At 71.6% G+C, this 14,292-nt stretch carries 17 protein-coding genes; 4 read left to right on the plus strand and 13 right to left on the minus strand.

All coding sequences use genetic code 11. The features are described 5' to 3' along the window. Positions 1-61 precede the first annotated feature (61 nt). From ACZ5CW_RS02975 to ACZ5CW_RS02990, 4 genes are all read right to left on the minus strand, one after another. Entirely contained in the window at positions 62-1,159 is a 1,098-nt protein-coding gene (locus ACZ5CW_RS02975) for a YlbL family protein (RefSeq protein ID WP_468597819.1), read from the minus strand. Positions 1,160-1,209: 50 nt separating this feature from the next. Next, complete coding sequence (locus tag ACZ5CW_RS02980) at positions 1,210-1,383, minus strand: hypothetical protein (protein ID WP_468597821.1); 174 nt, start codon at positions 1,381-1,383, stop codon at positions 1,210-1,212. A 149-nt stretch (positions 1,384-1,532) separates the two neighbouring features. Beyond that, positions 1,533-1,994, minus strand: coding sequence for a molybdenum cofactor biosynthesis protein MoaE (locus ACZ5CW_RS02985; protein WP_468597823.1), 462 nt, complete (start codon positions 1,992-1,994; stop codon positions 1,533-1,535). A gap of 144 nt (positions 1,995-2,138) precedes the next feature. Continuing rightward, a complete protein-coding gene (locus tag ACZ5CW_RS02990) occupies positions 2,139-3,251 on the minus strand; it encodes an SDR family oxidoreductase (RefSeq protein ID WP_468597825.1) in 1,113 nt (370 codons plus the stop codon). A gap of 191 nt (positions 3,252-3,442) precedes the next feature. Between ACZ5CW_RS02990 and ACZ5CW_RS02995 the strand changes: the two genes are divergently transcribed. Both ACZ5CW_RS02995 and ACZ5CW_RS03000 read left to right on the plus strand, forming a co-directional pair. After that, positions 3,443-4,885 carry a zinc-dependent metalloprotease gene (locus tag ACZ5CW_RS02995; protein ID WP_468597827.1) on the plus strand — a complete coding sequence of 481 codons (1,443 nt, stop codon included), beginning with the start codon at positions 3,443-3,445 and terminating at the stop codon, positions 4,883-4,885. Continuing rightward, the gene (locus ACZ5CW_RS03000) at positions 4,882-5,403 is read left to right on the plus strand and encodes an NUDIX hydrolase (protein ID WP_468597828.1); all 522 of its coding nucleotides are present in this window, start codon (positions 4,882-4,884) and stop codon (positions 5,401-5,403) included. Before ACZ5CW_RS02995 ends, ACZ5CW_RS03000 begins: the two co-directional genes overlap by 4 nt. A 54-nt stretch (positions 5,404-5,457) precedes the next feature. On the opposite strand, the gene ACZ5CW_RS03005 is transcribed toward ACZ5CW_RS03000, so the two are convergent. The 4 genes from ACZ5CW_RS03005 to ACZ5CW_RS03020 all read right to left on the minus strand — a co-directional run bounded on the left by ACZ5CW_RS03005 (position 5,458) and on the right by ACZ5CW_RS03020 (position 9,311). Further along, entirely contained in the window at positions 5,458-6,213 is a 756-nt protein-coding gene (locus ACZ5CW_RS03005) for an AIM24 family protein (RefSeq protein WP_468597829.1), read from the minus strand. Positions 6,214-6,230: 17 nt separating this feature from the next. Beyond that, positions 6,231-6,911: an AIM24 family protein gene (locus tag ACZ5CW_RS03010; RefSeq protein ID WP_468597831.1), complete on the minus strand. Its 681-nt coding sequence runs from the start codon at positions 6,909-6,911 to the stop codon at positions 6,231-6,233. Positions 6,912-6,922: 11 nt separating this feature from the next. Continuing rightward, positions 6,923-8,572, minus strand: coding sequence for a TerD family protein (locus tag ACZ5CW_RS03015; RefSeq protein ID WP_468597832.1), 1,650 nt, complete (start codon positions 8,570-8,572; stop codon positions 6,923-6,925). A gap of 142 nt (positions 8,573-8,714) precedes the next feature. Continuing rightward, the gene (locus ACZ5CW_RS03020) at positions 8,715-9,311 is read right to left on the minus strand and encodes a M48 metallopeptidase family protein (RefSeq protein WP_468597834.1); all 597 of its coding nucleotides are present in this window, start codon (positions 9,309-9,311) and stop codon (positions 8,715-8,717) included. Between the two features lie 283 nt (positions 9,312-9,594). Here ACZ5CW_RS03020 and ACZ5CW_RS03025 point away from each other — a divergent pair, with 283 nt between their 5' ends. Both ACZ5CW_RS03025 and ACZ5CW_RS03030 read left to right on the plus strand, forming a co-directional pair. Beyond that, the gene (locus ACZ5CW_RS03025; protein ID WP_468597835.1) at positions 9,595-10,827 is read left to right on the plus strand and encodes a TOMM precursor leader peptide-binding protein; all 1,233 of its coding nucleotides are present in this window, start codon (positions 9,595-9,597) and stop codon (positions 10,825-10,827) included. Next, positions 10,820-12,187 carry an ABC1 kinase family protein gene (locus ACZ5CW_RS03030; protein ID WP_468597836.1) on the plus strand — a complete coding sequence of 456 codons (1,368 nt, stop codon included), beginning with the start codon at positions 10,820-10,822 and terminating at the stop codon, positions 12,185-12,187. The genes ACZ5CW_RS03025 and ACZ5CW_RS03030 overlap by 8 nt, the downstream gene beginning before the upstream one ends. Positions 12,188-12,243: 56 nt before the next feature. On the opposite strand, the gene ACZ5CW_RS03035 is transcribed toward ACZ5CW_RS03030, so the two are convergent. The 5 genes from ACZ5CW_RS03035 to ACZ5CW_RS03055 all read right to left on the minus strand — a co-directional run bounded on the left by ACZ5CW_RS03035 (position 12,244) and on the right by ACZ5CW_RS03055 (position 14,169). After that, entirely contained in the window at positions 12,244-12,561 is a 318-nt protein-coding gene (locus tag ACZ5CW_RS03035) for a hypothetical protein (protein WP_468597838.1), read from the minus strand. A 73-nt stretch (positions 12,562-12,634) separates the two neighbouring features. Next, positions 12,635-12,847, minus strand: coding sequence for a hypothetical protein (locus tag ACZ5CW_RS03040; protein ID WP_468597839.1), 213 nt, complete (start codon positions 12,845-12,847; stop codon positions 12,635-12,637). Between the two features lie 138 nt (positions 12,848-12,985). After that, positions 12,986-13,309, minus strand: a complete 324-nt coding sequence (locus ACZ5CW_RS03045) for a hypothetical protein (protein ID WP_468597841.1) — start codon at positions 13,307-13,309, stop codon at positions 12,986-12,988. After that, entirely contained in the window at positions 13,306-13,674 is a 369-nt protein-coding gene (locus tag ACZ5CW_RS03050) for a WhiB family transcriptional regulator (protein ID WP_103817702.1), read from the minus strand. The genes ACZ5CW_RS03045 and ACZ5CW_RS03050 overlap by 4 nt, the downstream gene beginning before the upstream one ends. Positions 13,675-13,848: 174 nt before the next feature. Next, the gene (locus ACZ5CW_RS03055; protein ID WP_468597843.1) at positions 13,849-14,169 is read right to left on the minus strand and encodes a hypothetical protein; all 321 of its coding nucleotides are present in this window, start codon (positions 14,167-14,169) and stop codon (positions 13,849-13,851) included. Between the last annotated feature and the right edge of the window lie 123 nt (positions 14,170-14,292).

Raw genomic sequence — 14,292 nt, forward strand, 5'->3', positions numbered from 1 at the left:
GCGGTACGGCGATGGGGGCGCCCCAGGTCCACGGGGCGCCCCCAGCCGTGTCGCGGACCGCTCAGCCCTTGGTGGTGCACCTGGGCAGTGCCGCGGTGTTCCCGCCGCGGATGTCCTTCAGCGCGTCGAGCGCGTCCCCGATCGTCTTGACCTTGACCAGGGTGAGGCCGCTCGGGGTGTCCTCGGCGGCCGCGGCGCAGTTGTCGGCCGGCGTCAGGAAGTACCGGGCGCCCTTGTCGCGCGCGCCGACGGTCTTCATCTGGATGCCGCCGATGGGCCCGACGGTGCCGTTGTCGTCGATGGTCCCGGTGCCGGCGACGAATTTTCCGCCGGTGAGGTCGCCCGGGGTGAGCTTGTCGTAGATCCCGAGGGCGAACATCAGACCGGCGCTGGGCCCGCCGACGTCGGCGAGCTTGATGTCGATGGTGAACGGGAAGGTGTGGTCGGTCCCGGCGGAGATCCCGACGATGGCCCGCTTGGCGCCGCTGTCGTCGGAGGTCGTGGTCGTGATGGTCACGTCCCGCGTCCTGGTCGCCGTCCTGTTCGCCTTCTCGGCGGCGGCCTGCTCCTTGGCGGGGACGACGGTGAAGACGACGTCCTGACCGGGCTTGTGCTTGGTCACCAGCTTGGCGACGTCGGACGGCTGCTTGACCGCCGTGCCGTCCACCGCCTTGATCACGTCACCGGCGTGCAGCTCGCCCTCGGCCGGGGAGCCCTTGACGACGGTGGAGACGATCACCCAGGACTTCACCGGGACGCCCAGTTCCTTCAGGGCGGCGACCTTGGCGCTCTCCTGGGACTGGCTGAACTCCTCGGCGTTCTCCTGCGTGGACTGCTCCTCCGTCTTGCCGTCCGGGTAGAGCGTGTCGTGCGGGACGATCTTGCTGTCGTGCGCCAGCCAGCCGTAGACCGCCTCCACCAGGTTCATCCGGAAGTCGGCGCTGGTCACCCGGACGGTGGTCATGTTCAGGTGGCCGTCCGCCGGGTAGGTCTTGTGCCCGGAGATCTGCAGCACCGGCTCGCCGTCGTGGTCCCCCAGCGTGTTCACGGTCGGGCCGGGAGACATCTCCGAGTACGGCACGGGGATGAGCACTCCCGCGCACAGGAGCGCGATCAGCATCAGGGTGGAGGCGAGCATCGTCGCGGTGCGGCGTGGCATGCCACGACAGTACGGGACACCTCTGTCAGCGCACCGTCAGGGCACCCACGTCACGCGCCGTGCGCACCCGAGTCGGACTTCTCCATGGCCGCGCGGAAGCGGGCGTACCCGTCCAGCTCGGGACCGTCACTGCGCGCCTTGCGGGTCCGATTGGCCCAACTGCCCCACAGTCCGGCCGCTATCGCGGCCACGAGCGGAATCAGCAACCAGGCGAGCGCCGCCATGCCGACCTCCCAACCCCATGAGCGTCCGCAACTGACTGATCAGCAGATTAACCATCCGTACTGACAACGCTCACGGCAGGGTGCCGGTTACGCAACCCGGGGGGACCGTGCGCCGAATGTGACGCGCGTCAGGGGCGCCGACGTGGAAGTCAGCAGGCGCCGACCCACTCCTCGGTCCCGTCGGAGAACGTCTGGTGCTTCCAGATGGGCACCTCGTGCTTGAGGTCGTCGATCAGCTTGCGACAGGCGTCGAAAGCCTCCGCCCGGTGCGGACAGGCGACGGCCACGACCACGGCCAGATCGCCGACCCGCAGGTCCCCCACCCGGTGGACGGCGGCGAGCGCGCGCACCGGGTGGTCGGCGACGACCTTCTCGGCGATCCGCCGCATCTCGGCCTCGGCACTCGGATGGCAGGAATACCCGAGCGCGTTCACGTCGGCGCCCCCGTCGTGATTGCGCACCGTCCCCACGAACAGTGCGATGCCCCCGGCCGCCTCGTCCCCGACGGCCTGGAACACCTCGTCCACGGAGAGCGCGGTCTCCCGGATGCCGATCAGCTTGATGGGATCCTGAGCCGCCTGCTCACCCGGGTGCTCGTTCGCCTGTGCCATACCCCCATCCTGCCGCACACCTCCGGCACCCCGGAATACGACTTTCACCACGCGCGCGCGTGGTGGCGTTTGGAGTCTCCTACAGACACTTCCAGGTCCCCGGTGGGGGCCGCGGGCGGGGCCGGGGGACGGAGCCCCCTCGCCTCACACGCGCCGTCGCGCCTTCCGAGCGCGCCGCACGACAGCCGCCGCGCCCAGCAGAGCCACCGTCGCCCCCGCGGCCCCCGCGGCCGTCGCGTCCTTGCGGCCGAGGCGCCGCCCGGCGACCGTGTGCCGCCCGGAGACCTCCTCCAGCAGCTCCGCGAGCACGTCCTCGTTGGTCCACTTCGGCCGCCACCCGGCATCGTGCAGTCGGCTCCCGCTGACCACCCAGGGGTACATCGTGTAGGCCAGGTCGCCCGCCGGAGACGGCGTGAGCCCGATCCGGTGCAGCCGGGCCGCAGCGCCGAGCGCGACCGCGGAGGGCAGCTCCATCCGCCGGATCCCGCTCAGCTCCTCGACCTCCTCCTGCTCCAGCCAACCGTCGCAGCCGACGGCCAGTTCCCCGTCGACCTTCTCCAGGACGGCGTACTCGAGAGCGGCGCAGAGATCCTCGACGTGGCAGAACTGCCACGCGGGCCGCGAGCCGGCCACCACCAGCAGCCGGGGCGACTCGAAGTACCGGGTCAGCGCGGTGTCCGTGCCCCCGACCAGGACCGCCGGCCGCACGACGGTGACGTTCAGCCCCGGGTGAGCCCGAGGAGCACGGCGCGCCAGCCGCTCGATCTCCAGCAGGTCCCCGACGCCCGTGGCCTCGGCCGTGGCGCGCAGCTCGGCGTCCTCCGAGAGGGGCAGCTCGTTCTCCGGCAGCGCCCCGTAGACCATCGCGGACGTGCACAGCACCACCCGGTGCACCCCGGCCGCCGCGGCGGCGGTCAGCACGGTCTGCGTCCCCCGGACGTTGTAAGCCGTGCGGGCCGCCGGATCGGTCTCCAGGTCGAGGTCGAGCGCGAGGTGCACGACCACGTCCGCGCCCCGCAGCTTGTCCGCGATCGCCGGGTCGCGCACGTCGAGGATGTGCCACTGGGCGTCGGCGCACTCCCCGCGCCGCTCGTCGATGGCGATGACCCGCTTGATCTCCTCGGAGGCGGCGAGCCGCTCGGTGAGCAGGGCGCCGACCCCGGTGGCGGCGCCGGTGACCGCCACGACGGGCCCGCGCACGGCGGGAGGGGTTGAGAGGTTTCGCGCTGCGCGAACCTGCGGATCTGGGGAACTCACCGGGCGTCTCCAGCGGTTGTCTTCAGTACGAGCGCGGTTGACGCGCGCGTACCAGGTGCATCCATCCTGCCGCAGGCCTTCCGTGGGCGAAGCACCGAGGCCCGATCGGTCCCGGGTGTCTACGCTGGGTGGTGACGTCGGGCAGCCGCGCCGCCGGAGAGAACCGGTGGCCTTACCAGCCGAGGAACCCCGTGAGTGACACCCCATTCGGATTCGGCCTTCCGCCGGAGGAGCCGGAAGACGGCGACGAGGGCAAGAAGAAGGACCAGCAGAGCGGTGGTGGGCAGGGACCGGCCAATCCGTTCGGTTTCGGCGGTCTGCCCGGAGCCGGAGGCCTTGGCGGCCCCGGCGCCGACAATCCGCTCGCAGCCATGTTCGGTTCCCTGAACCCCACCGACCTGGGCGCCGCGTTCCAGCAGCTGGGCCAGATGCTCTCGTACGAGGGCGGCCCGGTGAACTGGGACATGGCCAAGCAGATCGCCCGCCAGACGGTCGCCCAGGGCGCCCCGGACGGCACCAAGGACGCCAGCGTGGGCCCGGCCGAGCGCAAGGCGGTCGAGGAGGCCGTCCGCCTGGCCGACCTGTGGCTGGACGACGTGACGTCCCTGCCGTCGGGCTCCGCCTCGGCGGTGGCCTGGTCCCGCGCGGAGTGGGTCGAGGCGACCCTGCCCGCGTGGCAGGAGCTGGTGGACCCGGTCGCCGAGCGGGTCGGCGCGGCCATGGGCGATGTCCTGCCGGAGGAGATGCAGGCCATGGCGGGCCCGCTGATCGGCATGATGCGCTCGATGGGCGGCGCCATGTTCGGCACGCAGATCGGGCAGGCCGTCGGCGTCCTCGCGGGCGAGGTCGTCGGTTCCACGGACATCGGCCTGCCGCTGGGCCCGGCCCGCAAGGCCGCCCTGCTCCCGGCCAACGTCGAGACCTTCGGCAAGGACCTCGGCGTCCCGCAGGAGGAGGTGCGGCTCTACCTGGCCCTGCGCGAGGCCGCGCACCAGCGCCTGTTCGCGCACGTGCCGTGGCTGCGCTCGCACCTGTTCGGCGCGGTCGACGGCTACGCCCGCGGGATCAAGGTCGACACGGCCAAGCTCGAGGACGTGGTCGGCCAGTTCGACCCGCAGAACCCGGAGCAGCTGCAGGACGCCCTGCAGCAGGGGATGTTCCAGCCGGAGGACACGCCCGAGCAGAAGGCCGCGCTGGCCCGTCTGGAGACCGCTCTGGCCCTCGTCGAGGGCTGGGTGGACGCGGTGGTCCACGCGGCCGCGAAGCCGCGCCTGTCGTCCGCCGACGCCCTGCGCGAGACCCTGCGCCGTCGCCGCGCGACCGGCGGCCCGGCGGAGCAGACGTTCGCCACGCTGATCGGCCTGCAGCTGCGTCCGCGCCGGCTGCGCGACGCCTCCCGCCTGTGGGCCTCGCTCACGGACGCGCGCGGGGTCGACGGCCGGGACGCGCTGTGGCACCACCCGGACATGCTGCCGACCGCGACCGACCTGGACGACCCGGACGGCTTCGTCCACCGCGAGCAGCTGGACTTCTCCGAGCTGGACAGGATGCTCGGCGAGGCGGCGGGCGGCTCCCAGGGCAAGCCCGACCTGCGCAAGAAGGACGACGAGGCCGAGGGCGACGACGCCGAGTGAGCCTGCACGACGACGCGGTCCTCGTTCTCAAGGGGTACGAGGGCCAGGCCGAGCTGCGTCAGGCCTACCTGGACCACCTGGCCGCCCACCCGGACGGCATGTGGAAGTCCTGCGAGGACGGGCACATCACGGCGAGCGCACTGGTGATCGACCCCGAGCGCGGCCGGGTGCTGCTCACCCTGCACAGGAAGCTGCGGATGTGGCTGCAGATGGGCGGCCACTGCGAGCCGGGCGATCCCGGCCTGGAGGCGGCTGCCCTGCGTGAGGCGACCGAGGAGTCCGGCATCGCCGGGCTGACGCTGCTGCCCGGCGGCCCGGTGCGCCTGGACCGGCATCCGATCCCGCCGCCGTGTCACTGTCACTACGACGTCCAGTACGCGGTTCTCGCCCCGAGCGAGGCCGAGCACGCGATCAGCGACGAGTCCCTCGACCTGCGCTGGTTCGCCTACGACGAGGTGGCGGACGTGGCCGACGGGTCCGTCGTGCGGCTGCTCGACGCGACGCGCGCCCGGCTCTGACGTGTGAGGGGCGGCCGCTCGGGCGGCCGCCCCTCACGTCTGCGTTCCGGGCGGTCAGCTCCAGACGTTGCCCTGGTTCTGTCCGCGCGCCCCCTGCTGCCCCATGCCGAACTGGGCGGCGAGGCCCTGGCCGATCTGCGCGTTCTGCGGCGGCAGCAGCTCACTGGGCTGCACCAGGGCGAATCCGGAGCCCATGAAGCTCAGCTCCCAGCCCTCACCGGTGCTGCCGCGCCGGCGCCAGACGCCGGACGAGTGCGTCTGGGCCTGCATCTGCACGCGCAGCCCTGTGGACCAGGCGACGATCGCGTCGGCGTCGCAGTTGACGTACTTGTCGGGCGTGACCTGCATCAGCAGGGGCGCGCCGGAGGTCATCAGGGCGACCTTGCCGCGTCCGGTGATGTTCAGCTGGTACTTCCCGGAGCCAGAGATGCCGTAGAGGCTGTCGACGGCGATGACCTCGTGGTGCAGCGACGAGTCCATGGCGAGGACGTAGGAGCTGTCGACGGTCAGCCCGTCCTGCTCGACGTCCATGATGTGCACGTGCTGGGCGAGGTTGGCGAGGTAGACCGTGCCCTGTCCGTGACAGCGCATCAGGTCCAGGCCCTCACCGGTGTGCGCACGCGCGCGTGACTGGTTGTTGCTGCGGTACTCGGCGTCGAACTCGACGAGTCCCTGGTAGGCGACCATGGTGCCCTTGCGGGCGAGGAGGTCGTCGTGGCCCTCCAGGGTGATGCGGAGCATCTGCTTGTTCTGCAGGCTCCAGCGCTCCTGGCTCTGCAGGTCGTTGTGGGCGAAAAGCGGGCTCTGCATGGTGTTCTGGCTCCCCCTCAGCCCCGGATCCGGAGGCGGTCGGTGCTGTCCTCGCTGGGCTGGACGACGACGATGCCCTGGCCGGAGAAGGCCATCTGGTAGGCCTCGCCGCTGCCCCGGCCGATCAGCGACTGCGCCTTGAAGCTGCGCTTGCCCTTGACCTTCAGGTTCGGGGACCAGGCGACGAGCGCGTCCGGGTCGACGTACGTCTCGTCGTCGCCGCCGCCGCAGTCCACGACGATCGGCTTGCCCCGGGAGGTCAGCGCGACCCAGCCCTGTCCGGAGATCCTCGTGTTCCACAGGCCCTGTCCGGCGAACTTCGCGAGCCCCTTGACGCGCTCCACACCCCAGGTGAGGTGGGCGTCGAAGGCGAGCAGGTTGGTGGCGTTGACGGAGATGCCGTCGCCGTTGAGGTTGATCACGACGACGTCGGCGCCGTAGTCGGCGAGGTAGAGCAGGCCGTCGCCGGAGCACTTCATCAGCGGGGCGCCCTCGCCGGTGACCCAGTCACGGGCGATCTGGCGGACGGCCGGCGGGTTGGGCTCGTACTGGACGAAGCCTTCGTAGGCGACCATCGACCCCACGCGCGCGAGGAGGTCGTTCCCGGTCTGCATGGCGACCTTCAGCATGTGGTTGCCGTGGTTCTCCATGCGGGCGGTGACGGGTGCGGGAGCGTAGCCCGCGAGCGGCTGGTTCATGACGGGCTCCCTCAGACCTCGTACGGCTGGACGACGATGAAGTTGCCGGGTGCGCCCCGGAACTGCAGGTTGACGCTCTCCCCGGTGTCGCCCGGGTAGGCGTTGCGGCGCATCCGGACCTGGCTGGAGACGATCACCTGGGAGGCGGCCGACCAGGCGACCACGGCGTTGCAGTCGGCGAACGTCGTCGGCGTCACGGGCAGCACGACCGGAGTGCCGTGCGTCTTGACGACGATCGTGCCGGTGCCCTGGAACTGCATCGTGAACAGCGCGCCGCCCGGGATGCCGTGCCCTTCGACGCGGCGGACCTCGTACTGCAGGCTCTCGTCGAAGGCGAGGACGTTCTCCGCGGAGACGCAGATCGCGTCGCCCTGCAGCTCGACCGGGTGCAGGTGGGTGGAGTTCTCGGCGAGGAACACCTGGCCCTGGCCGGTGCAGCGCATCAGCTGCATCTCCTGGCCGGTGGCGTTGCCCACGATCCGGCCGGCGAAGCCCGCACCCTTGTAGCTGAAGTCGACCTTGCCCTGGTAGAGCACCATGCTGCCCTGCCGGGCCAGCACGGGCTGGCCGCCGATGCCGAGGTCGACGCGGATGAGCTTCTTGTTCTGCTGCGTCCAGCGCTGCCCGGTGGGCGTCTCCTTGAACGTCTGGAGCGCCGCCGTCACACCGGCGCCGCCCTGGGGGGCGCCCTGCGGCACTCCGTAGGGGGCGGCCTGCTGGCCGGGGACCTGGCCGTAGCCGGGGGGCATCGGCGCACCGGGCTGGCCGCCGTGGGAGGGCGGCTGCTGGCCGTAGCCCGGCGGCATCGGCGCGCTGGGCTGGCCGCCGTACGAGGGCGGCTGCGGCTGGCCGTAGGGCGCGGGCGCCGGGGCCGGGGGCGGGACGGCGCCACCGGCGGGCGGGGTCAGGGGGGCGACGATCGTCGGCGCCGCGTGCACGTTCGGCGCGGGCGCCGGTGGCGGGGTGTGGCCGGGCGGCGGCGCGAAGCCCTGCGGGGCGGGCTGCGGCGCGGGAGCCGGGGCCGGAGCGGGCGCGGCCGGGGCACCGAACGCGGGCGGCGCACTGGACTGGGCGGGCGGGGCGAAACCGGGCGCGGCGGACTGCGGCTGCTGCGGGGCCGCGGGCGCCTCCTCCTCCAGCACCTCGCCGCCGAAGTTCTTCAGCAGCGCGTCCAGGCCGCCGTCGAAGCCCTGTCCGACGGCGGCGAACCGCCAGCCGTCCTTGAAGTAGAAGTCACCGAGCATCACGGCCCGCTCGGTGGAGAACTCCGAGCCGTTGAAGGAGTACCGGGCGACCTCCTCGCCGCCCGCCACGATGCGCAGGTATCCGGGCGCGATCTGCGACATCTGTCCGGCGCCGTCGACGGTGGCCGTGAAGGACAGCTTGCGGATCTGCACCGGGATCCGGTCGAGCGTGATCCGGAACGACTCGGTGTCGCCCGCCTGGGCACCCAGCAGCTGGACGGACTCCTCCGGGGACTTCGGCTGGTTGAAGAAGACGAAGTACCGGTCGTCGGACAGGCGCTCGTCGGCGTCCAGACCGAAGCAGCTGATGTCGAAGGTCAGTCCGGGGGCGGAGATCTGCACGCCTACGTACAGATCCGTGCCCGCCGTGAGGTCACTGATCCTGGCCTTGTGGCCGCGTTGGAATTCCCTGGCCATGCGTTACGACCGTCCCCCATCCCGAATGCGAGTGCGTCGCGCCAGGCTAACGGCAATGGCCGACATCGACCCCCGTCGGGCCTGGTCGGTACAGAGCCGGTACACAACTGCACCCGACCGCTCACCCGGGCGGCCGGAACGCTCACTCGTCGCGCGCGCCGGGCACGTGCGGCAGCCGGCCGGCGGCGACGACCCCTTCGAGGTAGCCGCGGGCCCGCTCGGTGCGCGGATAGGCGTCCAGCAGCCGCCAGAAGTCGGGCCCATGACCGGGGACCAGCAGATGCGCCAGCTCGTGGCAGAGCACGTAGTCGACGACGTACTCCGGCATGCCCTGCAGGCGGTGCGAGAGGCGGATGCTGCCCTCGGCGGGGGTGCACGAACCCCAGCGGGTGTTCTGGTTGGTGACCCAGCGCACGGAGGCGGGCCGGGCCCGGCCGCCGAAGTACTGCGCCGACAACCGCTCGGCGCGCTCGGCGAGCTGGGCGTCGCCGAGCAGCCGCTTGCTCTCCTGGGCGGCGAGTTTGTCGAGCATGACGGTCACCCAGCGCTGCTCCTCCGCCTGCGACATCCGGGCGGGGATCAGCACGACGGTGCGATCGCCCTCGCGGTACGCGGAGACCGTCCGGCGGCGCCGGGTACTCCTGCGGACCTCGATCGCGCTCGCCCCCGAGCCGCCGGGCGGCTGGCTCGTCGTGCTGCGCTGTGACTTTCCGGCGCGGTGCAGTGGGTCGGCGGGCACGCCCCGACGTTACCCGCTGGGCATGGGCAAAGTCCCGGCTCCGGGTCGGTTCGATGCCGATCCCCCACCATGCGTTTGATTCGTACGACGGGCCCACTCGCCCGTTTTGCACCACTTCACCCGACTGGTTTATATGACGAACATCCCCTGCCTGTGGACAACCTTCAGCGTCCGACGCACAAGCCAGGCATGCTGGCAGGCGTCGGCGGAGAGCTACCGAATCCGCCGGTGAACGGGCATTCCGTGATGTCTCAGGACGTCTCCATGGATACGGGGGCCAGACATGCATCCGATGGTGAAGCCGGCGCTGCGGCGCGGCTGGCGTGATCTCAACACCGTGCAGTTCGGGATGACCCCGGCGCACGCACTGACACTGGGGCCGATGGACACGGCCGCGGGCAGCTTCCTGGAGCTGCTCAACGGCACCCGGGGGCTGCCCCTGCTGCGCCAGGAGGGACGCCGCATGGACCTGCCGGACGGCCAGGTCGACGCGCTGGTGGAGCGGCTGGCGCGGGCGGGCCTCGTCGACGACGCGCGCGGCGGCGGACCGGCCGCGGACGCCTTGCGGGAGAAGGAGGAGGTCCTGCGGCGGCTGCGCCCGGACCTCGCGTCGCTGACCCTGACCACCGCGGAACCGGGCGGCGCGCTCGCCCGGCTCGCCGCCCGCCGTGCGCTGCGGGTGCAGGTGCGCGGCGCCGGGCGGGTCGGCGCCGTGCTGGCGTCGGTGCTCTCGGCCGCCGGTGTCGGCGAGGTCGACGTACGCGACGTGGGCCGCGTGGAGCCCTGGGACGTGGCACCGGGTGGGCTGCCCCCGGAGTCTCTCGGCGAGCGCCGGGACGCGGCGGCGCGGGCCGCCGTCCGCCGCGCGGCACCGGACCGCCCACCGCGCCGCCCCCGCTCCTCCGGCTCCGGTGCCGGCACCGGCACCGGCACCGAGGAACCCGGCCTGTCCCTGGTGATCCTCACGCCCCGGGACGACGTGGCCGTGCACGCACCCGATCCGTTCACGGCCGAGCCGCTCATGGCCTCCGGAACGCCCCACCTGTACGCCGGCGTCGTGGAGGGCACGGGCGTCGTCGGTCCGCTGGTCCTACCCGGCGAGTCGAGCTGCGCCGGCTGCCTGCACGAGAACCGCACGGACCGGGATCCCGCCTGGCCCCGGCTGATCTCCCAGTGGCGGTCCGGCCGGGCCCGCCGGGTAGGGGCCTGTGATGTGACACTGGCCACGACGGTCGCGGGACTGGCCGCGGCGCACGCCCTGGCCTTCCTCGACGACGAGTCGCCATCCGGCGTCGGAGTCCGCTGGGAGGTGTCCGTACCCGGTCTGAACTGGCACTCCCGGCCGGTCTGGCCACATCCGGCATGCGGATGCGGTGCGGCGGAGAAAGGTAAAGGGGAGCACTCCTCAACCGGCGGGCAGCCGCGCGAGACAATGGCGGTGCAACGGCCGTCGACGGAGCGGCGACGCGAGGCAGGCGCAGCGCGGCCGACTGGGACTTGGAGGGCGCATGTCTGATCTTCCCCGCAAGGCGGTCACCCGTACCGCCAAGCTCGCCGCGCTCCCGCTCGGCTTCGCCGGCCGGGCGACCTGGGGGCTGGGCAAAAGGATCGTGGGCGAGTCCGCGGAGATCGTCGGCCGGGAGCTGCAACAGCGCACGGCGGAGCAACTGTTCAAGGTGCTCGGAGAACTCAAGGGCGGTGCGATGAAGTTCGGACAGGCCCTGTCCGTCTTCGAGTCCGCGCTGCCCGAGGAGATCGCCGGCCCCTACCGCGCGGCCCTGACCAAGCTCCAGGAGGCGGCACCGCCGATGCCGACCCGCACGGTGCACGCCGTGCTGGAGGAGCGGCTGGGGCCGGACTGGCGCGACCTGTTCGAGGAGTTCGAGGACAAGCCGGCGGCCGCGGCCTCGATCGGCCAGGTGCACCGGGCGGTGTGGCACGACGGACGCGAGGTGGCCGTCAAGGTGCAGTACCCGGGCGCCGGCGAGGCCCTGCTGTCCGACCTCAGCCAACTGAGCCGCTTCGCACGGCTGTTGGGGCCGCTCATCCCGGGCATGGACATCAAGCCGCTCATCATGGAACTGAAGGACCGCGTCTCCGAGGAGCTGGACTACGGGCTGGAGGCCCAGGCCCAGAGCGCGCACGCGGAGGAGTTCGCGGACGACCCGGACGTGGTGGTGCCGGCGGTGGTGCACCAGTGCGAGCAGATCCTGGTCACCGAGTGGATCGACGGCATCCCGCTGTCGGAGATCATCGCGGACGGCACCGAGGAGCAGCGCGACCGGGCCGGCCAGCTGCTCGCCCGCTTCCTGTTCTCGGGCCCGGCCCGCACCGGCCTGCTGCACGCGGACCCCCATCCGGGCAACTTCCGTCTGCTGCCCGGCGGACCGGCCGGCGAGGAGGACTGGCGCCTGGGCGTCCTGGACTTCGGCACGGTCGACCGGCTCCCCGGTGGGCTGCCCCTGCCGATCGGCGTCTCTCTACGGTTGACGCTGGACGGCGACGCCGAGACGGTCTACGAACTCCTCTGCGAGGAAGGGTTCGTGAAGGAGTCCATAGAGCTGGACCCCGACGCGGTGCTGGACTACCTGCTGCCGATCATCGAGCCGGCCCGGGTGGAGGCGTTCACCTTCACCCGCTCCTGGATGCGCAGCCAGGCCGCCCGTATCGCCGACCCCCGCTCCCCCGCCTATCAGCTGGGCAAGCGGCTCAACCTGCCGCCGGCCTATCTGCTGATCCACCGGGTGACCCTCAGCACGATCGGGGTGCTGTGCCAGCTGGGCGCCACGGTGCGGCTGCGCGAGGAACTGCAGGAGTGGCTCCCGGGCTTCCTGCCCGAGGACGAACCGACCGAGGAGGAACCGGCGGGCGCATGACCGACGGTCACCGTCCCCGGACCGACCGCCCCTGACCTACGGGTGCCGCCCCGGCGTCACCCGGCCCCGGGGCCGACCGGCCGACGGTGGCCGCACTCGATCTCGTTGCCGTCGACATCGGTGACGTACCCGATGGAGCCGTTGCTGTGCACCGTCACCGACCCCGGCCGGTATTCGACCTCGAAGGGCTCGTTGCCGCGCGTCGTCCCGGACCAGGGACGGTCACCGTCCGACCAGCCGACCGTCCGGACCACGAACGTCTCGCCGGGAAGCAGCCAGTGGTCGCTTCCGTACGGCTCCAGAACGAGTTCCAGCAGTTCCTCGCCGTTGTTCTCGATCCTGAGACGTGCCTCGGGCTCGTCCTGTGCCGCCACCGTTCCCCCGTCGTCCAGCAGACCGCTCCGAAAGCAGCGTAGCGGCAGGCTCACCCCCTCGCCGGAAGGGGGCTCACCACCAGGACGAGTCCAGTCGGCCCTCGATCGCCCGCAGGTTCTCCCTGGAGCAGTTCTCGCAGAAGTACTGGCGGATGCCGTTCTCCACGGAGCAGGTCCAGGTGACCGGCTGAGGGCCGTCGGCCGGGGTGCCGCAGCGGGCGCAGACGAGTGGGCGGCGCTCCGGGCCGGAGCCGCCCTGATCACTGCCTCCGGGAAGACTCGTCACCCGGCGACGATAACCCCGCGGCCGGCGGTTCGCCGTGCGCAACGCACCGCGGGGGCCGGTCCGTTCGGCCGGACCGGCCCCCGCGGGGATGGCGTCGCCTCCCTGAGCCGGGAGGCCGTCGCTTCTCAGGCGTGCTGGTTACTGCATGACGGCCATGGCGAGCGCGCGGCGGGCGCGCAGCGAGGCGCGCTCGGCCCGGCGCTGCATCCGCTGGGCGACCGCCAGGCGCATGGCCCGGCGTTCGCGCACGGCCTCATGAAGCCGCTCGTGCATATGCGCACGGGCCAGGGCTTCTTGCATGAGTTGCATTTCTCGGTTCCTGTTCTGACGCGCTTCGGTCGCGCCGGTGGTGGTGAAGTCTGGGGTCGCGGAGCCGGTGGGCTCGCTGGTGGACGGCTTCATCGGGGCCTGCTTCTTGGGGTCGTGCGTGAGGGGGCGATCGATCGTTCCTGCGGTGTTCATGCCGTGACCGGGTTCTTCCTCGGGCGACCACGCGGCCGCTTCCGGGCGACGACGACACCCTGGACGAACAGCTCGCCACCCCAGACGCCCCAGGGCTCACGCCGCTCCTTGGCGCCGGCGAGGCAGGCCTCCATCAGCGGGCAGGTACGGCAGAGGGACTTGGCGTACTCGACGTCCGCGGGCGACTCGGCGAAGAAGACCTCCGGGTCGTAGGAGCGGCACGGGACCGGTACGCCGAGGTTCTCGATGGCGTCGTCGAGCGCGGTGAGCGCGGTGAGGGGGGTCAAGGTGGAGTCCTCCGTGAGGCCGGGCGGGGGGATCGTTTGTGAAGGCGGTACGGACGGGGCGTGCGCTTCGAGTTGCACGGTTCGTCTTCCTCGTCTGGTCGGTCCGGCCGGTTGACCGGGTGTCGGCTTGGTACCGGGTTCTTTTCTTGTCCCGAGGCCCCTTCGCTCCGTCGTCCCCGTTCGGGGAAAACAGAAGGGCCGCGGATCCCGGGTGGGGTTCCGCGGCCCTGAAGGCGCCGGCCTGATCGGCGATCAGGCTGGATCACTCCAGGGTTCTGGCCCACGGAAGGCCCACATCAGGTGGTGCTGCGTCGTCTGCTTCCGGAATCCGGCACCGGCCGCCGCAAAGGCATAGGCATGTGCCTGTGCCGCTACCGCTTCCAGTGCCTTGGTCGGTCGCTCATTGCGCTCACGGACGGGAAGACCCGCGAGAGACAGGGAGGACGCCGGACGGACGGCACGAATGCCGGACAGACCGGTGCCCTGGTTCGAGGCGCCGAGCATGCACGTGGAGACGGCCGAGCGATCGGTCATTTTGGCCGTGCTGGTGGTGCTGAAGTAGATGCTGATCACTGGACTCGCCTCCTCTCGGCGTCTCAGGGACTGGGGTGAACCAGCCCGTTCAGATGTGCAAGTACATCACGAAATCCGGGCCTTGGAGAAGGCCGCTGCTTCCGTGCCTAGAACCTATGGGGA

This window comes from Streptomyces sp. NPDC031379, assembly GCF_055569615.1.